The organism is Pseudomonas vranovensis, assembly GCF_040438935.1.
Taxonomy (GTDB): Bacteria; Pseudomonadota; Gammaproteobacteria; order Pseudomonadales; family Pseudomonadaceae; genus Aquipseudomonas; species Aquipseudomonas vranovensis.
Genome location: NZ_CP159259.1, coordinates 5,108,688 through 5,130,368, shown reverse-complemented (window position 1 = coordinate 5,130,368; position 21,681 = coordinate 5,108,688). Strand labels below are relative to the sequence as shown.

Genomic DNA, 21,681 nt, shown 5'->3' with positions numbered 1-21,681 from the left:
TTGTTAATGTCGAAAGGCAAGCCCGCTCCTACCGTAGGAGCGGCAGTGCGACGTCTCGACTTGCCCCGCGATTAATGCGCCAATCAGTCGAACACAATCCCCTGTGCCAGCGGCAGCTCACGGGAGTAGTTCACCGTGTTGGTCTGCCGACGCATGTAGGCCTTCCAGGAATCGGAGCCCGACTCTCGACCACCACCGGTTTCTTTCTCGCCGCCAAAGGCGCCGCCAATTTCTGCGCCGCTGGTGCCGATGTTGACGTTGGCGATACCACAGTCGCTGCCCGAAGCACTCTGGAAGCGCTCGGCTTCACGCAGGTCGGTGGTGAAGATGCACGACGACAGGCCTTGTGGCACTTCGTTGTTCAGGCGCAGGGCCTCTTCAAAGTCGTCATAGGCCAGTACGTAGAGGATCGGTGCGAAGGTTTCGTGACGCACCACCGCGCTCTGCGCCGGCATCTCGGCAATGGCCGGAGACACGTAGTAGGCGTTCGGGTACTGCTCCTGCAGTTGGCGCTCGCCGCCGAATACTTGCCCACCTTCGTCGCGGGCACGGGCCAGGGCATCCTGCATGGCGTTGAACGATGGCTTGTCGATCAGCGGGCCGACCAGGTTGTCTTTGCGTGGATCGCCAATGCGCACCTTGGCGTAGGCGGCTTTGACCCGCGCCACCACTTCGTCCTTGATCGAGCGGTGTACGATCAGGCGGCGCAAGGTAGTGCAACGCTGGCCGGCAGTACCGACAGCACTGAACAGGATGCCGCGCACAGCGAGGTCCAGGTCGGCACTCGGGGCCAGGATCATGGCGTTGTTGCCACCCAGTTCGAGAATGCTGCGGCCAAAGCGGGCAGCCACGCGCGGGCCGACTTCGCGCCCCATGCGGGTGCTGCCGGTGGCGCTGACCAGCGGTACGCGCGGGTCATCGACCAGGGCTTCACCGGCGTCTCGGTCACCGATGACCAGCTGGCTCAGGCCGTCTGGCGCGTCGCCAAAGGCTTTCAGGGCTTTTTCAAACAGCGCCTGGCACGCCAGGGCGGTCAGCGGCGTCTTCTCCGAAGGTTTCCACACCACGGCGTTGCCGCACACCAGGGCCAGGGTGGTGTTCCACGCCCAGACTGCAACCGGGAAGTTGAAGGCGCTGATAACGCCGACCACACCCAGCGGGTGCCAGGTTTCACGCATGTGGTGGCCCGGGCGCTCGGAGGCGATGGTCAAGCCGTAAAGCTGGCGCGACAGGCCAACGGCGAAGTCGCAGATGTCGATCATTTCTTGCACTTCACCCAGGCCTTCCTGGGTGATCTTGCCGGCTTCGATGGACACCAGCTCGCCGAGATCTGCCTTGTACTGGCGCAGCACTTCGCCGAACAGGCGGATCAACTCACCGCGACGCGGTGCCGGCACATTGCGCCAGGCCTGGAATGCCTGTTCGGCCTTGTCGATCTTGGCCACGACCTGGGCTTTGCTTTCCAGGTGCACCGAGGCAATCGCGCTGCCATCGATAGGGGTGTGAACGGGATGGTTGCCGTGGGTGTAGGCGTTGGCCGGGACACCGAGGCGGTCTAGCAGTCCATCAACCATTTTCTTCTCCTGCATGCGATGAGTGGTTGAATTAGTGATCCGGATCAGTATTAATCCGATCACTCTGGCGCAACAAACGACCTTTATTCTGCATATCATTCCGCCAGGTAATGATCTACCTGTTCAGAGACCGCTATGTCCAAACGACTGGTGCCATCGATGGCCGCCCTGCAGTGTTTCGAGGCCGCCGCCCGGCACCTGAGCTTCACCCGCGCCGCCGAAGAACTGCACCTGACCCAGAGCGCGGTCAGCAAACAGGTGGCGCAACTTGAAGAAATGCTGCGCCATCACCTGTTCCTGCGGATTCGCCGTCGGCTGCAACTCACACCAGCAGGCGCGCTGTACCTGGCCGAGGTCAACAAGATTCTCACCCAGGTCGACATGTCCAGCCGCTACATCCTCTCCTACGGCCAGCAGACCGAAGTGCTCAAGGTCGCCACCCAGCCGAGCTTTGGCGTGCGCTGGTTGATTCCGCACCTCAAGGGGTTTGGTAAACGCCATCCGAACATCCACCTGGATATCCGCAACGAGATGGAGCCCTTCGCCCTGCTCCAGGGTAAGGCCGACGTGGTGTTCTTCTACGGCCAGGGCACCTGGCCAGGGGCGACCTGTGTCGAGCTGTTCGGCGAGGACGTGCTGCCGGTGTGCGCGCCGGAGCTGTTGCAGGGCCGTGCCTTGAAGGACGCCAACGAGCTGTCCGAGCTTGTGCTGCTGCAAAGCACCTCGCGTCCCGAAGCCTGGCATGAATGGTTCCTCGAGCAGGGGCTGCATTCGGCCCACAGCTATCACGGCCCGCGCTTCGATACCTTCTATATGAGCCTGAGCGCTGCCCAGGCTGGCTGCGGCGTGGCGCTGGTGCCGCGCTACCTGGTGGCCCAGGAACTGGCCGAAGGCAAGCTGGTGGTGCCTTGGCAACACAGCATGCGCAGCAGCGGCGCGCATTTCCTGGCCTTTGCCGAGCATGCCGCCGAAGTGCCCAAGGTACGCGCACTGGTCGACTGGGTCGGCGCTGAACTCGCGCCCCAAGATCACGAAATAACGGAATGACTGATCGACTTTTTTTCGCTTGCGGGAGCAGTGCATTCCTCGCTTTCATGTAGGGGTGCCCACTCACCAGGAAGCTTTCGATGCCCGCTCAAGATTTCGTCAGCCCGGACAGCATTCGCGCGCAGTTCTCCGCCGCCATGTCGCTCATGTACAAGCAAGAGGTGCCGCTCTACGGCGCGCTGCTGGAGCTGGTGAGCGAGATCAACCAACAGGTGATGACCCAGCAACCGGCGGTTGCCCAGGCCTTGCGCTGGACCGGCGAGATCGAGCGCCTGGACCAGGAACGCCACGGCGCCATCCGTGTCGGCACTGCCGAAGAGCTGGCCACCATCGCCCGCCTGTTCGCGGTCATGGGTATGCAGCCGGTGGGTTACTACGACCTGAGCTCGGCCGGCGTACCCGTGCATTCCACGGCGTTTCGCGCGATACACGAACAGTCGCTGCACATCAGCCCGTTCCGGGTGTTCACCTCGCTGCTGCGCCTGGAACTGATCGACAACCCGGCCTTGCGCGAACTGTCCCGCGTGATCCTCGCCAAGCGGCAGATCTTCACCCCGCGAGCGCTGGAGCTGATCCAGCAGTTCGAGCATGAAGGCGGCCTGAACGCCGATGACGCCCGCACGTTTGTCGATGAGGCACTGCACACCTTCCGCTGGCACCACGACGCCACCGTGACAGCCGAGCAGTACCAGCAACTGCACGACCAGCACCGCCTGATTGCCGACGTCGTGGCCTTCAAGGGCCCGCATATCAACCACCTGACACCGCGCACCCTGGACATCGACGCCATCCAGCTGGGCATGCCGGCCAAGGGCATTCCACCCAAGGCCGTGATCGAAGGCCCGCCGCCACGTCGCTGCCCGATCCTGCTACGCCAGACCAGCTTCAAGGCCCTGCAGGAACACGTTGCGTTCAGTGACCAGCTAGGGGACGCCGGCGGCAGCCATACCGCGCGTTTCGGCGAAATCGAACAACGCGGTGCAGCGCTAACCCCTAAAGGCCGCCAGTTGTACGACCAACTGCTCGATGCCGCCCGCGAGGCACTGGGTGGCGTACCCGCCGAGACCAATGCCGAACGCTACATGAGCCTGCTCAAGGACAGCTTTCAGGCCTTCCCGGACGACCTGGCGCAGATGCGTGAGCAAGGGTTGGCGTATTTCCGCTACTTTGCGACCGAGGGCGGCATGGCGGCGCGCGGCGATGCTGGACGCCCCACCTCGCTGGATGACCTGATCGACGCCGGGCACGTGCATTTCGAAGCGCTGGTGTATGAAGACTTTTTGCCGGTCAGCGCTGCGGGGATCTTCCAGTCCAACCTGGGTGACGATGCCCAGAGCGAATACGGCAGCAATGCCAATCGAGATGCCTTTGAGCAGGCGCTGGGCAAGACCGTACAGGATGAGCTGGCGTTGTATGCACAGAGCGAGCAGCGATCATTGCAGGCGTGTGCCCAGGCTCTGGAGCTGGCTGGTTTTTGAACAATCCACAACGCACCGGCTCCACAGTCAGTCGCCCCACCGTCAGAGAATTTCCACCTTCGGCAGGTCCATGGCATCGGCCTCCCCCTGCAAGAAATCGCTCAACCGCCGCAAACGCTCCCCACCCGGCCGAGTTTTCGGCCACACCAGGTAATAGTCCAGGCCGCTGGCCACCGCTGTCGGCCAGGGCAGGCTCAAGCGGCCCTGGGCCACGTCCTCGGCCACCATCAGCAGATCACCCATCGACACCCCATAGCCCCGTGCTGCAGCAATCATCCCCAGCTCCAACGTATCGAATACCTGCCCGCCCTTGAGCGAGACCTTGTCGGTCAGCCCCATGCGCGCCAGCCAGGCGCGCCAGTCGCGTTTGTCCGGAGTCGGGTGCAACAGTTCGACCCCGGCCAGGCGCCGGACATCCCACGGGCCTTCATCGAGCAGTTCAGGCGCGCCCACCGGTATCAGCAACTCGGAAAACAGCCGGGCCACTTCCCAATCCGGTGGAAAGTGACCATCGCCCAGCAGCACGGCGCAATCGAAGGGCTCGTGGTTGAAGTCCACATGGTCGACATCCATCCAGGCACTGGTGAGCTGCACCTCATTACCCGGTTGCAGGTGACGAAAGCGACTGAGCCGGGCCAGCAGCCAGCGCATGGTCAGGGTCGAGGGAGCTTTCATGCGCAGGATGTCGTCTTCGCTGCGCAGGGTGTTGCAAGCCCGCTCCAGCGCGGCGAACCCTTCGCGAACACCCGGCAGCAGCAACCGGGCAGCTTCGCTCAGTTGCAGGCTACGACCATTGCGCACAAACAAACGGCAGGCGAAGTGCTCTTCAAGGGTGCGGATATGCCGGCTGACCGCACTTTGGGTAATCGATAACTCATCCCCGGCACGGGTGAACGAGCTGTGCCGGGCAGCGGCTTCGAAAGCCCGCAAGGCGTACAGGGGCGGTAAACGACGAGACATGGGAAAGCGTCCAGGTAAACCGGGAAAGGGTCATCGGGATCATACCAGCATGAGTTTTAATCATGCCAATGATCGTTTTTATCCTTTTGTGGAGACGCACATAAAAGCCCAGAATCCGAGACTTTCCCTCATACCGCGTCAGAAAGGACGATCCAATGCAGGCTGCACCCACTCATGAACTCAAGGCACTGCTGCGCCTGGCCGGTCCATTGATCGCCTCGCAGTTGGCCCACATGCTGATGGTGCTGACCGACACCTTGATGATGGCCCGCATCAGCCCCCAGGCGCTGGCCGGTGGTGGCCTGGGCGCAGCCAGCTATTCGTTCGTGTCAATTTTCTGCCTGGGAGTGATCGCGGCCGTGGGGACCCTGGTGGCCATTCGCAAGGGGGCCGGTGATATTGCCGGCGCCACCCGCCTGACCCAGGCCGGGCTGTGGCTGGCCTGGGCGATGGCGCTGGTGGCGGCGCTGGCGCTGTGGAACCTGGAGCCGGTGTTGTTGCTGCTCGGTCAGAGCCCGGAAAACGTCGCATCGGCCGCCCAGTTCCTGCTCCTGCTGCCGCTGGCCCTGCCCGGCTACCTGAGCTTCATGGCCCTGCGCGGCTTTACCAGCGCCATCGGCCGCTCGACGCCGGTAATGGTCATCAGCCTGATCGGTACCGTGGCCAACTTCCTGCTCAACTATGCATTGATCGAGGGCATGTTCGGCCTGCCAAAACTGGGCCTGGTAGGCATAGGCCTGGTCACCGCCGTCGTCGCCAACTGCATGGCGATAGCCATGGCGTTGTACATCCGCTGGCACCCGGCCTACACCCCCTACCCGATCCGCCAGGGCCTGAGCCGCCCGTCGTGGCCGGCCTTGCGTGAACTCTGGCGCCTGGGCTTGCCCATTGGCGGCACCTACACCGTCGAAGTCGGGTTGTTCGCCTTCGCGGCGCTGTGCATGGGCGTGCTCGGCAGCACTGAACTGGCGGCCCACCAGATCGCCCTGCAGATTGTCTCGACGGCATTCATGATTCCAGCGGGATTGTCTTACGCGGTGACCATGCGGGTGGGGCTCTACTACGGCGCCAACAATCTGCTCGGCGCCCGTCACGCCGGGCGCGTGGGGATCGGCTTCGGGGCGGCGATGATGCTGGGGTTCGCCATCCTGTTCTGGCTGTTGCCGGATCCGCTGGTGGGGCTGTTCCTCGATCACGATGACCCCGCCTTCGCCGACATCATCCAACTGGCCGTGAGCCTGCTGATGGTTGCTGCGTGGTTCGAACTGTTCGATGGCGTGCAGACCATCGCCATGGGCTCGATTCGTGGCCTCAAGGATGCCAAGACCACCTTCCTGGTCGGGCTGTTCTGCTACTGGGTGATCGGCGCGCCTGCGGCCTGGCTGCTGGCGTTTACCCTGGGCATGGGCGCGGTGGGGGTCTGGTGGGGACTGGCATCGGGGCTGGCATGTGCGGCGATCAGTTTGACGCTGGCGTTCGAGTGGCGAATGAAGCGGTTGCTTGGCCATGCCGGAAAAGTGAACAAGGCGACGGCTTCGCTGACTTGAGCAACTGATCGCCGGCAACGCAGGGTCCCACATTGATCCACTGTGGGAACCCGCGTTGCCGGCGACGGAGCCTACAGCGCCACCGACTGCTGCCCTGCTCCGCTCAACAAAAACGCCATCAGTTCGTCGATCGGCAACGGCCGGCTGATCAGGAAACCCTGAACCTGGTCACAGCCATAGCTGCGCAGCAAGGCCATCTGCTCCGGCGTTTCCACGCCTTCGGCGACCACTTCCAGGTTGAGGTTGTGCGCCAGGTTGATCATGGCGTGGACCAGTTTGCGGTTTTCTTCTCGCTGTTCCATGCCACCGACAAAACTGCGATCGACCTTGAGCAAGGTGATCGGCAGGCTGTTGAGGTGGACGAACGATGAAAAGCCGGTGCCGAAGTCGTCGAGGGAGAAGCGCACGCCCAGGCGCCCGAGGGCATCCATGGTTTGCTTGACCAGGTCATTGCGGCGCATCACCGCGGTTTCGGTCAACTCGAACTCCAGCCAGCGCGCATCAACGCCGTGTTCGATGATCAACCGGCTCAAGGTTGCCAGCAGCTGGCTGTCCTGAAATTGGCGAAACGACAGGTTCACTGCCATGTGCAGCGGCGCCAGGCCTTGTTCCCGTAGCGCTTGCATGTCGCGCAGGGCCCGGGAAATCACCCAGTAGCCCAAGGGCACGATCAGCCCGCTCTGCTCGGCCAGCGGCACGAACTCACTCGGTGGCAACAACCCCCGTTCGGCGTGGCGCCAGCGCACCAGCGCCTCCAGGCCGACGATGTGGCCGTCGGCCAGGTCCAGCCGTGGCTGGTAGTGCAGCTCCAGCTCATCACGGCGCAGGGCGCGGCGCAGCTCGCTTTCCAGATCGGCAAGGCTGCGGGCGTTGCGGTTGATTCGCTCGTTGAAGATATGGAAGGTGCAGCCCTGGGTACCCTTGGCCTGCTGCATGGCAATGTGCGCATGCCACATCAAGGGGTCGGCACCGCCTTGGGCACGGGCATGGGCCACGCCCAGGCTGCAGCCGATCAACAGGCTCTCGCCGTCGACCCAGTAGGGTTCGGCCAGGGCCTCGGTAATGCGTTCAGCCATCCATTCGGCGCGCTGGGGTTCGCGGCGCGTGTCGATCAACAAGGCAAATTCATCGCTGCCCAGGCGGGCGACCTGGTCCCCCGCTTCGAGCTGGCTCTTGAGCCGCCCGACCACCTGGAGAATCAGCCGGTCGCCGGCCTGGTGGCCCAGCGCGTCGTTGGCATGGCGAAAGTTGTCCAGGTCCAGGTGGCCGAGCGCCACGCCGCGCCCCTCGTTGTCGGCCAGGCGTGCGGCCAGCAGGGTCTGGAACCCCTGGCGGTTGGCGATACCGGTCAACGGGTCCTGTTCGGCCAAGCGTTGCAGGGTCGCTTCCAGCACACCGCGCTCACGCACATGACGCAGGCAGCGGCGCAGGGTATCAGGGGTCAGGTGGTCGAGTGCCAGCCAGTCGCTGACACCCGGCGGTGCCACCGGCGGCTCGTGGTCGAGCAACAGCACCATCGGCAAGATGCAACGCCCGGGGGCCGGTTGAAGTGTCGGGGTGGCCAGCACTACCGCATGGCGGTCACTGGCAAACAAGCTGTCGACAGCGTCCCAGTTCGGGGCGGTCAATACCACCGCACTGCCCGCCAGCGGTACCAGGCAATCACGCAATGCCGCAGCCCATTCGGGCTCATCAGCCAGCAAGAGCAAACGCAAGGGTTCGACAGGCGTGGACAAGCTGGCTCCTTAGGACGTAGGCACAGTCAAATGACAATGGGCAGCGAGGAGGCTCATCCTAAACCATTAGTGAAAATGATTTTCACTTGAAGTCATGCCATTCCATTGCCGACATCCCGCAGGTTTCGCCACGCATCCTGCGGGAAAGTAACAAAAGCGGCAAATTTAGATCGAGTGGTACGTCACACTGTCAGACGGTCGCGGCAGAATCTTTCTACCCCTGCTAAAATGCGCGGCTATTTTTCTAGCGACCCCGGTTTCTGTCATGTCCCGACTCAACCCCCGGCAACAAGAAGCCGTGAACTACGTCGGCGGCCCACTATTGGTGCTCGCCGGTGCTGGCTCCGGCAAAACCAGCGTGATTACGCGCAAGATCGCGCATCTGGTGCAGAACTGCGGTATTCGTGCGCAGTACATCGTGGCCATGACCTTCACCAACAAGGCCGCGCGGGAGATGAAAGAGCGGGTCGGTACCCTGTTGCGCAAGGGCGAAGGCCGCGGCCTGACCGTGTCGACCTTCCACAACCTGGGCCTGAACATCATCCGCAAGGAGCATGAACGGCTGGGCTACAAGCCGGGGTTCTCGATCTTCGACGAGACCGACGTAAAAGCCCTGATGACCGACATCATGCAGAAGGAATACTCGGGCGACGACGGCGTCGACGAGATCAAGAACATGATCGGCGCCTGGAAAAACGACCTGATCCTGCCACCCGAAGCGCTGGAAAAGGCCCGTAACCCCAAGGAGCAGACCGCCGCCATCGTCTATGCCCACTACCAGCGCACGCTCAAGGCGTTCAACGCGGTGGACTTCGACGACCTGATCCTGCTGCCGGTCAAGCTGTTCGAAGAACACGCCGACATCCTGGAAAAGTGGCAGAACAAGGTGCGCTACCTGCTGGTGGACGAGTACCAGGACACCAACGCCAGCCAGTACCTACTCGTGAAAATGCTGATCGGTACGCGCAACCAGTTCACCGTGGTGGGTGACGACGACCAGTCGATCTACGCCTGGCGCGGTGCGCGGCCCGAAAACCTGATGCTGCTCAAGGACGACTACCCCTCCCTGAAGGTGGTCATGCTCGAACAGAACTACCGTTCCACCAGCCGCATCCTGCGCTGCGCCAACGTGCTGATCTCGAACAACCCCCACGCCTTCGAGAAACAGCTGTGGAGCGAGATGGGCCACGGCGATGAAATCCGCGTGATCCGCTGCAAGAACGAGGAAGCCGAGGCCGAGCGCGTGGCCATGGAGATCCTCAGCCTGCACCTGCGCACCGACCGCCCCTACAGCGATTTCGCCATCCTCTACCGGGGCAACTACCAGGCCAAGCTGATCGAACTGAAGCTGCAGCACCACCAGGTGCCGTATCGTCTTTCGGGTGGCAACAGCTTCTTCGGCCGCCAGGAAGTGAAAGACCTGATGGCCTACTTCCGCCTGCTGGTGAACCCGGATGACGACAACGCCTACCTGCGGGTGATCAACGTACCACGCCGTGAAATCGGCTCGACCACCCTGGAAAAGCTCGGCAACTACGCCACCGAGCGCAAGATTTCGATGTATGCCGCCAGCGAGGAGCTGGGCCTGGGCGAGCACCTGGACAGCCGCTTTACCGACCGCCTGCAACGCTTCAAGCGCTGGATGGACGGGGTACGCGAGCAGGTTGCGCTGGAAGACCCGATCGCCGCCCTGCGCAGCATGGTCATGGACATCGACTACGAGAACTGGATTCGTACCAACAGCTCCAGCGACAAAGCCGCGGACTTTCGCATGGGCAACGTCTGGTTCCTGATCGAGGCGCTGAAAAACACCCTGGAGAAGGACGAAGACGGTGGCATGACCATCGAGGAAGCCATCGGCAAGCTGGTGCTTCGCGACATGCTCGAGCGCCAGCAGGAAGAGGAAGACGGTGCCGAGGGTGTGCAGATGATGACCCTGCACGCCTCCAAGGGTCTGGAATTCCCCTACGTGTTCATCATGGGCATGGAAGAAGAGATTCTGCCGCACCGTTCCAGTATCGAAGCCGACACCATCGAAGAGGAACGGCGCCTGGCCTACGTGGGCATTACCCGCGCGCGCCAGACCCTGGCGTTTACCTATGCAGCCAAGCGCAAGCAATACGGCGAGATCATCGATTGTGCGCCGAGCCGTTTTCTCGACGAGCTGCCCGATGACGACCTGGCCTGGGAAGGCCTGGATGATGCACCGACGGAAGTGAAAGCCGCTCGCGGCAATAATGCACTGGCCGATATCCGCGCCATGCTCAAACGTTAGATAATCAACCTTTGCTGCGGCGTATTGCCGTGGCCACTCTTGCTACATCGAGGAATTACCACAGTGGAAGCACTGCACCAGAAGATTCGCGAAGAAGGCATCGTGCTTTCCGATCAGGTTCTCAAAGTCGATGCGTTTCTCAACCATCAGATCGACCCTGCGCTGATGCAACTGATCGGCGACGAGTTCGCCCGTCTGTTCGCCGACTCCGGCGTCACCAAGATCGTCACCATCGAAGCCTCCGGCATTGCCCCGGCGGTGATGACTGGCCTGAAGCTGGGTGTACCGGTGATCTTCGCGCGCAAGCACCAGTCGCTGACCCTGACCGAGAACCTGCTGACCGCCTCGGTGTACTCCTTCACCAAGCAGACTGAAAACACCGTGGCAATCTCTCCACGCCACCTCAACAGCAGCGACCGCGTGCTGGTGATCGACGACTTCCTGGCCAACGGCAAAGCCTCCCAGGCGCTGATCTCGATCATCAAGCAAGCCGGTGCAACCGTTGCTGGCCTGGGTATCGTCATCGAGAAGTCGTTCCAGGGCGGTCGCGCCGAACTGGACAGCCAGGGCTACCGCGTTGAGTCGCTGGCTCGGGTCAAGTCGCTCAAAGAGGGTGTGGTTACGTTCATCGAGTGATCACGTTGATCGCGGGGCAAGCCCGCTCCTACCTCATGGGAGCGGGCTTGCCCCGCGAAAAACCTTCAAGCCGTAGCCTTCAATCCCGCCAGCAGCAAACGCTGATACACCTCCTCCTTCAGCCCCTGTGGCTGCACCAAACCCATCCTCGCCAACTGCGCCGGATACGCTTCAGGCGCCGGAGCATCCAGTGCCGCCTTGCCCAGCTCCAACACCTCGCTCAGTTTGAACTTGCTCTTGAGCCAGTTCAGCGCACGCAATAAATCGCGTTCTTCAGTGCTGAAGTCACTGCCCAGCGGATACTCCGGAAACAACCGCGCATGCTGGTCGCGTATCTGCTGCAAGCGCTGCGGAGTGTTCTCGGCAAAGCGCGGATCAAGCCGGAAGTCCTTGGCCAGCTTGCCGGCCTTTTGCGCTCGTTCGATCAATTCAGGCTGAAAGCGTGAATCCGAAATGCTCAGCAGCCTTGCAATCACTTGCGCGTCGGTCTGCCCACGCAGGTCGGCAATGCCGTACTCCGTGACGACGATGTCGCGCAAATGCCGGGGAATGGTGCAGTGACCGTAATCCCAGACCAGGTTGGAGCTGACCACCCCGCCCGCTTCGCGCCAACTGCGCAGCAGCAGGATCGAGCGCGCGCCCTCCAGGGCATGGCCCTGGGCAACGAAGTTGTACTGGCCACCCACGCCGCTCAGGACCCGCCCGTCTTCCAGCTGGTCGGCTACACCGGCACCCATCAGGGTCATGGTGAATACGGTGTTGATAAAGCGCGCGTCGCGGCGCTGCAAACGTTTGAGCGGCTCCTGGCCGTACAGTTCGTTGATGTAGCTGATGGCGCTCATCGAAATACGTTTTCGCGCCATCGGCGACATCTCGCGCAAGCGCTGGTAAAACGCCCTGGGGCCAAGAAAGAAGCCACCATGTACCAGTACGCCCGAGTCATCCAGCTGGCCCTCGTTGGCCGCCTGCTGGCGTACTTCATCGGTATACACCGGACGCCGGATAATGCCTGCATCCAGCAGCGCGAGCAGGCCATTGACGAACATTTCACTGCAACCATAAAGCCCCTGGGCGAAAGGGGCGATACCGCCTTCGCGCTCGATCAGTGCGCGCCAGGGTTGCAGGTCGATGTCCGCCAGCAATGCCTGGTACGCCTCGCTGTCGGCCTGGCGTGCCAGCACCGCAGCGGTCAGAGCGTCGCCCATGGCACCAATGCCGATCTGCAAGGTGCCGCCATCGCGTACCAGGGCGCTGGCGTGCAGGCCGATGAAGTGGTCCTGGGTGGTCACCGGCATGTTAGGGGTCGAGAACAGGCGCCTGTACTCGGCGCTGTCGACCAACAGGTCGAAGTCCTGGCGGGGCAGCTCGCAGGCGCCTGGCATGTAGGGCAACTCGGCGTGAACCTGGCCCAACAGCAGGATGGTCTCACCGGCGGCACGTCGGCGGACGATCATGGGCAGCAGGTCGAGCGTGATATCCGGGTTGCAGCTCAGGCTCAGGTGATCCGGGTGCTGGGCGTCTTGCGCCACCAGCTGGGCCACCAGGTTCAGGCCCTTGGCGTTGATGTCGCGGGCAGCGTGACTGTAGTTGCTGCTGACGTAGTCCTGCTGGGCGGTAGCACTGTGCAGCAAGCTGCCGGGCTGCATGAAGAATTGCTCGACACGGATGTTGGCCGGTAGCCGGTCCTTGCGCAGGTCGTCCAGATAGGCGAGCTCTTCGTAGTCGCCGAACACGCGCTCGATGAAGGGTTCGAGAAAACGCCGCTGCAAGCCGTCGCCCAGATCGGGGCGGCCCAGGCTCAGGGCGGTGTAGATCGTCAGCTGACGCTCGGGCAACTGGCGGACCCGTGCATACAGCGCGTTGACGAATGCATTGGGCTTGCCCAATCCCAGCGGCAAGCCCATGTGGATATGCGCCGGCAATCGCGCCAGCACTTCGTCCACGGCCTTCTCAATCGAGCAATCGAGCGTCATGTGCGCCTCCTGGTCGTCCTTGCAGGTTCGACCGAGCATGCCCCGTGTTTGCTTCACAGGCCAGTGCTTAAATCGCTGCGCAGGCGACGGGGCTCATCACGGGGCAAGCCCGCGCCTACAGGCAAAGACAACAAAGCCCGCGCTAGGCGGGCTTTGTTTGGCAAGCGTCGAGGCTTACAGGCCGGACATCTTTTTGATGGCGCCCATCAGGTCGTCGTCCGAGCAGTCGGCGCAGGTGCCTTTTGGCGGCATGGCGTTAAGGCCGGTGATTGCCTTGGCCAGGATACCGTCGAGACCACCCTGGTGGTCGGCACGTTCTTTCCAGGCGGCAGTGTCGCCGATCTTCGGCGCGCCCAAGAGGCCGCTGCCGTGACAGGCGTTACAGTGCTTGGCGATGATTTCGTCCGGGGTTTTGGCACCGCCGCCACCTGCGGAGGCAGCGACTTCCATCCCCTTGCATTCCTGACCCTGTACACACACCTGGCCAACCGGTTCCAGTCGTTTGGCGATGTCGTCGTTGGTCGCAGCTTGTGCGCTGACTGCCCAAAGGGCCAATACGGCAGCTGGTACGGCCAGCATTTTCTTGATTAGATTCACACGTACACCCTCATGGTGGCTAGTCACGCCCGCGGCCACGGTTTCGCAGGCGGCGCAAGTATAACGGGAACCCTGCCTCACCGAAACAACCCTAGAGTCCAAAGGGTCTTAGCCGCGACAATCCGCCGCGTGCTGCACCTTAGAAGTTGGCCGGTGTCGCTGCGCTGATCAAACGGGCCGGCTCGTCGTACGGATTGCGAAAGCGGTGCGGCTTGGTACTTTCAAAATAGTAGCTGTCGCCCGCTTCGAGGATAAAAGTTTCAAGCCCCACCACCAGTTCCAGGCGGCCTTCGAGCAGGATGCCGGTCTCTTCACCGTCGTGGGTGAGCATCTCTTCGCCGGTATCGGCACCCGGTGGGTAGACTTCGTTGAGAAAGGCGATAGCCCGACTCGGATGCGCCTTGCCGACCAGTTTCATGGTCACTGCGCCGTCGGAGATATCGATCAGCTCGTGGGCCTTGTACACGATTTGCGTGGGATTTTCCGGTTGCAGCTCTTCGGAAAAGAACTCGACCATGGACATCGGAATACCGCCCAGCACCTTGCGCAGCGAACTGATCGAAGGGCTGACACTGTTCTTCTCGATCATCGAGATGGTGCTGTTGGTTACGCCCGCCCGTTTGGCGAGTTCACGCTGAGACAGGCCCTTGAGCTTGCGAATGGCTTGCAGTCGTTCACCGACGTCCAATGCTGGAGCCCTCCTAAACGAACGAGTGGGGTCGAAATTGAACGTTATCATGGCAACAGCGTTCAGTATTTACAACACTTCGACCCGCAGCCTGTCCGCTTTGGCGCCTCAATCGCCGATATAGTCCAATGGCACGCGCTTGAGGTTGCAGAAGATCTGGTAAGGGATCATTCCGGCCTGCATGGCCAAATCACTGGCCAATACATTCTTGCCCCACAGCTCCACTGGGCTGCCGACACCGGCGTCCGGCACATCGGTCAGGTCAATGCAGAGCATGTCCATCGACACCCGGCCGATCAGTTGGCTGCGCTTGCCGGCCACCAGTACAGGTGTACCCGTCGGCGCCTGGCGTGGGTAACCGTCGGCATAACCCATGGCAACCACACCCACCCGGGTGGGGCGCGGGCTGATGAATCTGGCGCCGTAGCCCACCGGCTCACCGGCCGGCAACTCGCGCACGCTGATCACCCGCGATTGCAGGGTCATCACCGGCTGCAGGCGCGCCGCATCGGCCTGGGGTACTTCGAACGGGGTGGCGCCGTAGAGCATGATGCCTGGGCGCACCCAGTCACTGGGAATGTTCGGCCAGCCGAGCACGGCCGGCGAGTTGCGCAGACTGACTTCGGCACTCAGGCCCTGACGAGCAGCCTGGAACACCGCCACCTGGTCGGCGCTGGCAGCGCTGTCGAGTTCGTCGGCGCGAGCGAAGTGGCTCATCAGCACGATGCGGGTCACCTTGCCGCTGGCCAACAGGCGCTGGTAGGCGCCCTGGTAGTCCTTCGGATGCAGTCCAACCCGGTGCATGCCGGTGTCCATTTTCAGCCACACGGTGATCGGTTTGTTGATCCGGGCTTGCTCGATTGCCTCCAGTTGCCACAGCGAATGCACCACACACCACAAGTCGTGCTGGGTGATCAGCTCCAGTTCGCTGGCTTCGAAAAAGCCTTCGAGCAGCAACACCGGCGCCTTGATCCCGGCAGCCCGCAGTTCCAGCGCTTCCTCGATGCAGGCCACGGCGAAACCATCGGCCTGTTGCTCCAGCGCCAGGGCGCAGCGCACGGCACCGTGGCCATAGGCATCGGCCTTGATCACGGCCAGGGCTTTGGCACCGGACAATTCGCGGGCCAGTTGATAGTTGTGACGCAGGGCTTGGAGGTCGATCAGGGCACGGGCGGGACGCATGGCGGCAGCCTTCTGGGCAGTCTGGTTAGAAGTAAAAAACCCGGTGCACAACTACAGCTTGTGGGCCGCCAGCGGCACCGGGTGAGGGATTGCGGGTTACGGCAATGCAGCGACCACCGACAGCTCAACGAGGATTTCCGGCTCGCACAATTTGGCTTCGACGGTGGCACGGGCCGGTGCGACGCCTTTGGGCAGCCACTTGTCCCACACCGCGTTCATGCCCTGGAAATCGGCATCGATGTCCTTGAGGTAGATGGTCACCGACAGCAGGCGGCTTTTGTCGGTGCCTGCCAGGTCCAGCAGGCGCTCGATGTTGGCCAGGGTTTCACGGGTCTGCTGTTCGATGCCGGCATTCATGTCGTCACCCACCTGGCCCGCCAGGTAGACGGTGCCGTTGTGGGTAACGATCTGGCTCATACGCTCATTGGTGAGCTGGCGCTGGACTGGCATGCTTAGCAGACTCCTGGTGTTTTCCATAACGCGAAATATCGAGGCCTTCGGCGCTGATTTGCGGCTTTTTGCGCGCCATCAGGTCAGCCAGCAGGCGACCGGAACCGCAAGCCATGGTCCAACCCAGCGTACCGTGGCCGGTGTTGAGGAACAGGTTGCGGAACGGCGTGGCGCCCACGATCGGCGTACCGTCCGGGGTGGTCGGACGCAAGCCGGTCCAGAAGCTGGCCTGGCTCAGGTCGCCGCCGCGAGGATAAAGGTCGTTGACGATCATCTCCAGGGTTTCACGTCGACGCGGGTTCAGCGACAGGTCAAAACCGGCAATCTCGGCCATGCCGCCAACGCGAATGCGGTTGTCGAAACGGGTGATCGCGACCTTGTAGGTTTCATCGAGAATGGTCGAGGTCGGTGCCATGGCCGGGTCGGTGATCGGCACGGTCAGCGAGTAACCTTTGAGCGGGTAGACCGGTGCGCGAATGCCCAGTGGCTTGAGCATTTGCGGCGAGTAGCTGCCCAGCGCCAACACGTAGCGGTCGGCGGTCTCCAGCTTGCCATCGATCCACACACCATTGATGCGATCACCTGCGAAGTCCAGGCGCTGAATGTCCTGGCCGAAGCGGAACTCGACGCCCAGTTTGATTGCCATTTCCGCCAGGCGCGTGGTGAACAGCTGGCAGTCGCCGGTCTGGTCGTTAGGCAGACGCAACGCGCCGGCCAGAATGTCGGTAACGTTGGCCAGCGCAGGTTCGACGCGGGCGATGCCGTCGCGGTCGAGCAGCTCGTAAGGCACACCGGATTGCTCCAGAACAGCGATGTCCTTGGCAGCATTGTCCAGTTGCGCCTGGGTACGAAACAGCTGGGTGGTACCCAGGGTGCGACCTTCGTAGGCGATGCCGGTTTCGGCGCGCAGTTCGTCGAGGCAGTCACGGCTGTACTCGGACAGACGTACCATGCGCTCCTTGTTCACGGCATAGCGGCTGGCAGTGCAGTTGCGCAGCATTTGCGCCATCCACAGGTATTGATCAACATCGGCGGTGGCCTTGATGGCCAGGGGCGCATGGCGCTCAAGCAGCCACTTGATGGCCTTCAGAGGCACGCCCGGCGCAGCCCAGGGCGAGGCATAGCCTGGCGAGACCTGGCCGGCGTTGGCAAAGCTGGTTTCCATGGCAACTGCTGGCTGACGGTCGACCACGACCACTTCGTATCCCTGCCGTGCCAAATAGTAAGCACTGGCGGTTCCGATCACACCGCTACCAAGTACCAGAACTCGCATGTTGATTACCCTCGACGCAGCGTACCGCTGACATTTGTTGTTAATGGCGTAGATGGGCGCAGTATAGGAAGGTATGGGCAGTGCTTTTCACTATATAAAAGCCTATATTTGGCGAGAATTCTCGGCAAGGTTGGCTTTTACGGAGGGGCATCCACTATGAGAACCCAGCACCAAAGCAAGCGTGAACTGGACAAGATCGACCGCAATATCCTGCGTATCCTGCAGGCGGATGGGCGTATTTCATTCACTGAACTGGGTGAGAAAGTCGGCCTCTCGACCACGCCCTGCACCGAGCGGGTGCGGCGCCTGGAGCGCGAAGGGATCATCATGGGCTACAACGCCCGGCTCAACCCGCAGCACCTGAAGGGCAGCCTGCTGGTGTTCGTCGAGATCAGCCTGGACTACAAGTCGGGCGATACATTCGAGGAGTTTCGCCGCGCCGTCCTCAAGCTCCCCCATGTGCTGGAGTGCCACCTGGTCTCGGGCGACTTCGACTATCTGGTCAAGGCGCGGATCTCGGAGATGGCCTCCTACCGCAAGCTGCTGGGCGACATCCTGCTCAAGCTGCCGCACGTGCGCGAATCCAAGAGCTACATCGTCATGGAAGAGGTGAAAGAGAGCCTCAACCTGCCCATTCCAGACTGAGCCTCAGACCAGCACCTGGCGGGTGCTGGCGATGTACTGGTGCACCAGTTTCTCGGCCTGGGGATCAATCATTTGCGCTGGCCCACGACCATTGGGGCATGGCAGGCGCGGGCTAGTACCGAACAGCCGGCAGATCAGCGGCCGCTCTTCATACACCGTGCAGCCTTCGGGCCCCAGGTGTACGCAGTTCAGTTCGTTGAGGGCGGCCTCCTGCTCGGCAGCGCTCTTGCGCGGCAGGCGGGCCATTTCCTCGGACGACGTGGTCACCGGCCCGCAGCAGTCGTGACAGCCCGGGATACACTCGAAGGACGGGATCTGGTCGCGCAGGAAACGGATCTTGTGGCTATTGCAACTCATGGCGGCCTGCGGCGAAGAAGGGGAAAGACGCTATTTTGCCCCATGGTTGCCCGGTGCCGAAAGCGCAGCTTATCCTGCGTCAATTTTTCTAAACATATCAATCAGGACTCATGCATGAGCGCCCCTGTTCAACAGCCCACTTCCCACACCGCTTCGTACTATGCAGCCAGCAGCCTGCCGCAGCCGGAATATCCGCCGTTGCAGGGCGAGTTGACTTGCGATGTCTGCGTGGTGGGCGGTGGCTTTTCCGGGTTGAACACGGCCATCGAACTGGCTGAACGCGGCCTGAGCGTGATCGTTCTGGAAGCGCGCAAGATGGGTTGGGGCGCCAGCGGACGCAATGGCGGCCAGCTGATTCGTGGTGTTGGCCATGGCCTGGATCAGTTCGCCTCGATCCTGGGGAACGAGGGCGTTCGTCAACTCAAGTTGATGGGGCTGGAAGCCGTGGACATCGTTCGCGAGCGCATCGAGCGCCACAACATTGCCTGCGACCTGACCTGGGGCTACTGCGACCTGGCCAACAAGCCACGCGACCTGGAAGGCTTCGCCGAGGATGCCGAGGAACTGCGCAGCCTGGGCTATCGCCATGAGCTGCGCCTGGTTCAGCCTGAGCAGATGCACACGGTAGTCGGCTCCGACCAGTATGTGGGCGGCCTGATCGACATGGGCTCTGGCCACCTGCATCCACTGAACCTGGCCCTGGGTGAAGCGGCCGTCGCCAGCCAGCTGGGCGTCACGTTGTTCGAGCAATCGGCGGTGACGCGCATCGACTACGGCCCGCAGGTGCGCGTACACACCGCCAGCGGCTCAGTACGCGCCAATACCCTGGTGCTGGGCTGCAATGCCTACCTCAACGACCTGAACCCCACACTCGGCGGCAAGGTGCTGCCGGCGGGCAGCTATATCATCGCCACCGAGCCACTGAGCGACGCCAAGGCACGGACACTGTTGCCGCAGAACATGGCCGTGTGCGACCAGCGAGTGGCCCTGGACTATTACCGCCTGTCGGCTGACCGGCGCCTGCTGTTCGGCGGCGCCTGCCATTACTCCGGCCGCGACCCGCAAGACATTGCCGCCTACATGCGCCCGAAAATGCTCAAGGTGTTCCCGCAACTGGCCGATGTACGCATCGACTACCAGTGGGGCGGCATGATCGGTATCGGTGCCAATCGCCTGCCGCAGATTGGCCGCCTGCCCGACCAGCCGAATGTGTATTTCGCCCAGGCCTATTCCGGCCATGGGCTCAACGCGACTCACCTGGCCGGCAAACTGCTCGGCGAGGCCATCAGCGGCCAGCAAAGCGGACGCTTCGATCTGTTCGCCCAGGTACCACACATCACGTTTCCAGGCGGCAAGCACCTGCGCTCGCCGCTGCTGGCCCTGGGCATGCTCTGGCACCGCCTCAAAGAGCTGGTCTAGCCCCGCCAGAAGGGCTTCAGCCCTTCTGCGCGGGCCTGCGTCGCACTCAGCCCGATATCACGCAACTGCTCGGGCGTCAGTTGCAGCAGCGCACGGCGGCTGTTCCAACGGTGCGCCATCAACCCCCAACGTCCGAGCCCGGCCGGCGCATTCACCAACTGCACCGACTGTTCCTGACCCAGTTCTTCGGCGTGCAAACTCAGGCGCACATCGCTCATACCGCTCATTGCTTGATTCCTCCGGGGTGGGATAACCGCAGGAAAAGCATGCGCGCATGGACGAAAGCATTACAGATTCAATACAGCGCTATTATTTCCATACAGAATTGGCAAATTTCCTACTGAATGCTGTATTTTTTCAGCAACTGTATCGGTCACCAGTCGAAACGTGGCGCGGGAGTATGCAATGACCCTCTACATCAATCTTGCCGAGCTGCTCAGCACCCGCATCGAACAAGGCTTGTACCGCCCCGGCGACCGCCTGCCCTCGGTACGCGCCCTGAGCGTGGAGCACGGGGTCAGCCTGAGTACGGTGCAACAAGCCTATCGCCTGCTGGAAGACAACGGCCTGGCCGCACCACGACCGAAATCCGGCTATTTCGTGCCCACTGACCGCAGCCTGCCGGCCCTGCCCGATGTCAGTCGCCCGGCACAGCGCCCGGTGGAAATCTCCCAGTGGGAGCAGGTCATCGAACTGGTCCGCAGCGTGCCGAACAAGGACGTCGTGCAACTGGGACGCGGCATGCCGGATATCGACAGCCCGACGCTCAAGCCCTTGCTACGCAGCCTGGCCCAGCTCAGCCGGCGCCAGGACATGCCCGGGCTGTACTACGACACGATCACCGGCACCCAGGCGCTGCGCGAGCAGATCGCCCGGCTGATGCTCGACTCCGGGTGTACCGTCAGCCCTGAGGACCTGGTGGTGACCACCGGTTGCCACGAAGCCCTGTCGGCCAGCATCCGTGCGGTGTGCCAGCCTGGCGACATCGTCGCGGTGGACTCCCCCAGCTTTCACGGCGCCATGCAGACCCTCAAGGGCCTGGGCATGAAGGCCCTGGAGATTCCCACCGACCCGATCACCGGCATCAGCCTCGAAGCCCTGGAGCTGGCCTTGGAGCAATGGCCGATCAAGCTCATCCAGATCACCCCCAGTTGCAACAACCCGATGGGCTACATCATGCCCGAGGCTCGCAAGAAGGCCTTGCTGACCCTGGCCCAGCGCTTCGATGTGGCGATCCTGGAAGATGATGTGTATGGCGACCTGGCCTATACCTACCCTCGCCCGCGCACCATCAAGTCGTTCGACGAAGACGGCCGTGTACTGTTGTGCAGCTCGTTCTCCAAGACCCTGGCACCTGGCCTGCGCATCGGCTGGGTCGCCCCGGGACGCTACCTTGAGCGGGTGCTGCACATGAAGTACATCAGCACCGGCTGCACGGCCACGCAACCGCAGCTGGCGATTGCCGACTTCATCGAAGGGGGCCACTACCAACCGCACCTGCGGCGCATGCGCAGCCAGTATCAACGCGGCCGCGATCAGATGAGCGACTGGGTTACCCGCTACTTTCCGCCCGGCACCCGTGCCAGCCGTCCGCAAGGTGGTTTCATGCTGTGGGTGGAGTTGCCGGAAAGCTTCGACACGCTGCGCCTGAACCGGGCGCTGCTCGGGCAAGGTGTACAGATCGCCGTAGGCAGTATTTTTTCCGCCTCGGGCAAGTACCGCAACTGCCTGAGGATGAACTTCGCCGCACGCCCGACCCAGGAGATCGAAGCAGCCGTACGCAAGGTTGGCGAGACCGCCATTCGTCTACTGGCTGAAGACGACAGCGGCGGGTAACTTTCCGC

The 21,681-nt window shown here is 62.3% G+C and carries 19 protein-coding genes; 8 read left to right on the top strand and 11 right to left on the bottom strand.

Annotated elements, in window-relative coordinates:
• Positions 1-83: 83 nt before the first annotated feature.
• On the bottom strand, positions 84-1,574 hold the full coding sequence (locus tag ABVN19_RS23670) for an aldehyde dehydrogenase family protein (RefSeq protein WP_105641038.1): 1,491 nt from the start codon (positions 1,572-1,574) through the stop codon (positions 84-86).
• 135 nt (positions 1,575-1,709) lie between these two features.
• Between ABVN19_RS23670 and ABVN19_RS23665 the strand changes: the two genes are divergently transcribed.
• Positions 1,710-2,621: a LysR family transcriptional regulator gene (locus ABVN19_RS23665; RefSeq protein ID WP_028942428.1), complete on the top strand. Its 912-nt coding sequence runs from the start codon at positions 1,710-1,712 to the stop codon at positions 2,619-2,621.
• Between the two features lie 80 nt (positions 2,622-2,701).
• Positions 2,702-4,099, top strand: a complete 1,398-nt coding sequence (locus ABVN19_RS23660; protein ID WP_028942429.1) for a VOC family protein — start codon at positions 2,702-2,704, stop codon at positions 4,097-4,099.
• 42 nt (positions 4,100-4,141) lie between these two features.
• On the opposite strand, the gene ABVN19_RS23655 is transcribed toward ABVN19_RS23660, so the two are convergent.
• On the bottom strand, positions 4,142-5,059 hold the full coding sequence (locus tag ABVN19_RS23655) for a LysR substrate-binding domain-containing protein (RefSeq protein WP_028942430.1): 918 nt from the start codon (positions 5,057-5,059) through the stop codon (positions 4,142-4,144).
• A gap of 155 nt (positions 5,060-5,214) precedes the next feature.
• On the opposite strand from ABVN19_RS23655, the gene ABVN19_RS23650 reads away from it, so the two are divergent.
• Positions 5,215-6,606, top strand: coding sequence for a NorM family multidrug efflux MATE transporter (locus ABVN19_RS23650; RefSeq protein WP_028942431.1), 1,392 nt, complete (start codon positions 5,215-5,217; stop codon positions 6,604-6,606).
• 71 nt (positions 6,607-6,677) lie between these two features.
• On the opposite strand, the gene ABVN19_RS23645 is transcribed toward ABVN19_RS23650, so the two are convergent.
• Positions 6,678-8,342 (bottom strand): bifunctional diguanylate cyclase/phosphodiesterase, encoded by a 1,665-nt coding sequence (locus ABVN19_RS23645; protein ID WP_028942432.1) that lies wholly within the window; start codon positions 8,340-8,342, stop codon positions 6,678-6,680.
• Between the two features lie 265 nt (positions 8,343-8,607).
• On the opposite strand from ABVN19_RS23645, the gene rep reads away from it, so the two are divergent.
• A complete protein-coding gene (gene rep, locus ABVN19_RS23640; protein WP_028942433.1) occupies positions 8,608-10,617 on the top strand; it encodes a DNA helicase Rep in 2,010 nt (669 codons plus the stop codon).
• Positions 10,618-10,680: 63 nt separating this feature from the next.
• Entirely contained in the window at positions 10,681-11,253 is a 573-nt protein-coding gene (gene xpt / locus ABVN19_RS23635) for a xanthine phosphoribosyltransferase (RefSeq protein WP_028942434.1), read from the top strand.
• Between the two features lie 65 nt (positions 11,254-11,318).
• On the opposite strand, the gene ABVN19_RS23630 is transcribed toward xpt, so the two are convergent.
• The 6 genes from ABVN19_RS23630 to dadA all read right to left on the bottom strand — a co-directional run bounded on the left by ABVN19_RS23630 (position 11,319) and on the right by dadA (position 17,416).
• Complete coding sequence (locus tag ABVN19_RS23630; protein WP_105641039.1) at positions 11,319-13,226, bottom strand: acetyl-CoA hydrolase/transferase C-terminal domain-containing protein; 1,908 nt, start codon at positions 13,224-13,226, stop codon at positions 11,319-11,321.
• 174 nt (positions 13,227-13,400) lie between these two features.
• On the bottom strand, positions 13,401-13,823 hold the full coding sequence (locus ABVN19_RS23625) for a c-type cytochrome (RefSeq protein WP_028942436.1): 423 nt from the start codon (positions 13,821-13,823) through the stop codon (positions 13,401-13,403).
• 139 nt (positions 13,824-13,962) lie between these two features.
• Positions 13,963-14,511: a cupin domain-containing protein gene (locus ABVN19_RS23620; RefSeq protein WP_028942437.1), complete on the bottom strand. Its 549-nt coding sequence runs from the start codon at positions 14,509-14,511 to the stop codon at positions 13,963-13,965.
• A 108-nt stretch (positions 14,512-14,619) separates the two neighbouring features.
• A complete protein-coding gene (alr, locus tag ABVN19_RS23615; protein ID WP_105641040.1) occupies positions 14,620-15,693 on the bottom strand; it encodes an alanine racemase in 1,074 nt (357 codons plus the stop codon).
• Between the two features lie 96 nt (positions 15,694-15,789).
• Positions 15,790-16,143, bottom strand: a complete 354-nt coding sequence (locus tag ABVN19_RS23610) for a RidA family protein (RefSeq protein WP_028942439.1) — start codon at positions 16,141-16,143, stop codon at positions 15,790-15,792.
• A complete protein-coding gene (gene dadA / locus ABVN19_RS23605; RefSeq protein ID WP_028942440.1) occupies positions 16,115-17,416 on the bottom strand; it encodes a D-amino acid dehydrogenase in 1,302 nt (433 codons plus the stop codon). Before dadA ends, ABVN19_RS23610 begins: the two co-directional genes overlap by 29 nt.
• A gap of 156 nt (positions 17,417-17,572) precedes the next feature.
• On the opposite strand from dadA, the gene dadR reads away from it, so the two are divergent.
• Entirely contained in the window at positions 17,573-18,061 is a 489-nt protein-coding gene (gene dadR / locus ABVN19_RS23600) for a transcriptional regulator DadR (RefSeq protein WP_008366790.1), read from the top strand.
• A 3-nt stretch (positions 18,062-18,064) separates the two neighbouring features.
• Here dadR and ABVN19_RS23595 read toward each other — a convergent pair whose 3' ends face one another.
• Entirely contained in the window at positions 18,065-18,418 is a 354-nt protein-coding gene (locus tag ABVN19_RS23595) for a YkgJ family cysteine cluster protein (protein WP_028942441.1), read from the bottom strand.
• Positions 18,419-18,532: 114 nt separating this feature from the next.
• Here ABVN19_RS23595 and ABVN19_RS23590 point away from each other — a divergent pair, with 114 nt between their 5' ends.
• On the top strand, positions 18,533-19,837 hold the full coding sequence (locus ABVN19_RS23590) for an FAD-binding oxidoreductase (RefSeq protein ID WP_028942442.1): 1,305 nt from the start codon (positions 18,533-18,535) through the stop codon (positions 19,835-19,837).
• Here the strand turns inward: ABVN19_RS23590 and ABVN19_RS23585 are convergent.
• Entirely contained in the window at positions 19,834-20,064 is a 231-nt protein-coding gene (locus ABVN19_RS23585; RefSeq protein WP_028942443.1) for a DUF1127 domain-containing protein, read from the bottom strand. The genes ABVN19_RS23590 and ABVN19_RS23585 overlap by 4 nt on opposite strands.
• A gap of 178 nt (positions 20,065-20,242) precedes the next feature.
• Between ABVN19_RS23585 and ABVN19_RS23580 the strand changes: the two genes are divergently transcribed.
• Positions 20,243-21,673: a PLP-dependent aminotransferase family protein gene (locus ABVN19_RS23580; RefSeq protein WP_028942444.1), complete on the top strand. Its 1,431-nt coding sequence runs from the start codon at positions 20,243-20,245 to the stop codon at positions 21,671-21,673.
• The last annotated feature ends 8 nt before the right edge of the window (positions 21,674-21,681 follow it).

Coding starts and splice junctions, on each gene's coding strand:
- ABVN19_RS23670 (WP_105641038.1), bottom strand. CDS start 1,574: ATGGTTGATGGACTGCTAGACCGCCTCGGTGTCCCGGCCAACGCCTAC.
- ABVN19_RS23665 (WP_028942428.1), top strand. CDS start 1,710: ATGTCCAAACGACTGGTGCCATCGATGGCCGCCCTGCAGTGTTTCGAG.
- ABVN19_RS23660 (WP_028942429.1), top strand. CDS start 2,702: ATGCCCGCTCAAGATTTCGTCAGCCCGGACAGCATTCGCGCGCAGTTC.
- ABVN19_RS23655 (WP_028942430.1), bottom strand. CDS start 5,059: ATGTCTCGTCGTTTACCGCCCCTGTACGCCTTGCGGGCTTTCGAAGCC.
- ABVN19_RS23650 (WP_028942431.1), top strand. CDS start 5,215: ATGCAGGCTGCACCCACTCATGAACTCAAGGCACTGCTGCGCCTGGCC.
- rep (WP_028942433.1), top strand. CDS start 8,608: ATGTCCCGACTCAACCCCCGGCAACAAGAAGCCGTGAACTACGTCGGC.
- ABVN19_RS23630 (WP_105641039.1), bottom strand. CDS start 13,226: ATGACGCTCGATTGCTCGATTGAGAAGGCCGTGGACGAAGTGCTGGCG.
- alr (WP_105641040.1), bottom strand. CDS start 15,693: ATGCGTCCCGCCCGTGCCCTGATCGACCTCCAAGCCCTGCGTCACAAC.
- ABVN19_RS23610 (WP_028942439.1), bottom strand. CDS start 16,143: ATGCCAGTCCAGCGCCAGCTCACCAATGAGCGTATGAGCCAGATCGTT.
- dadA (WP_028942440.1), bottom strand. CDS start 17,416: ATGCGAGTTCTGGTACTTGGTAGCGGTGTGATCGGAACCGCCAGTGCT.
- dadR (WP_008366790.1), top strand. CDS start 17,573: ATGAGAACCCAGCACCAAAGCAAGCGTGAACTGGACAAGATCGACCGC.
- ABVN19_RS23595 (WP_028942441.1), bottom strand. CDS start 18,418: ATGAGTTGCAATAGCCACAAGATCCGTTTCCTGCGCGACCAGATCCCG.
- ABVN19_RS23590 (WP_028942442.1), top strand. CDS start 18,533: ATGAGCGCCCCTGTTCAACAGCCCACTTCCCACACCGCTTCGTACTAT.
- ABVN19_RS23585 (WP_028942443.1), bottom strand. CDS start 20,064: ATGAGCGGTATGAGCGATGTGCGCCTGAGTTTGCACGCCGAAGAACTG.
- ABVN19_RS23580 (WP_028942444.1), top strand. CDS start 20,243: ATGACCCTCTACATCAATCTTGCCGAGCTGCTCAGCACCCGCATCGAA.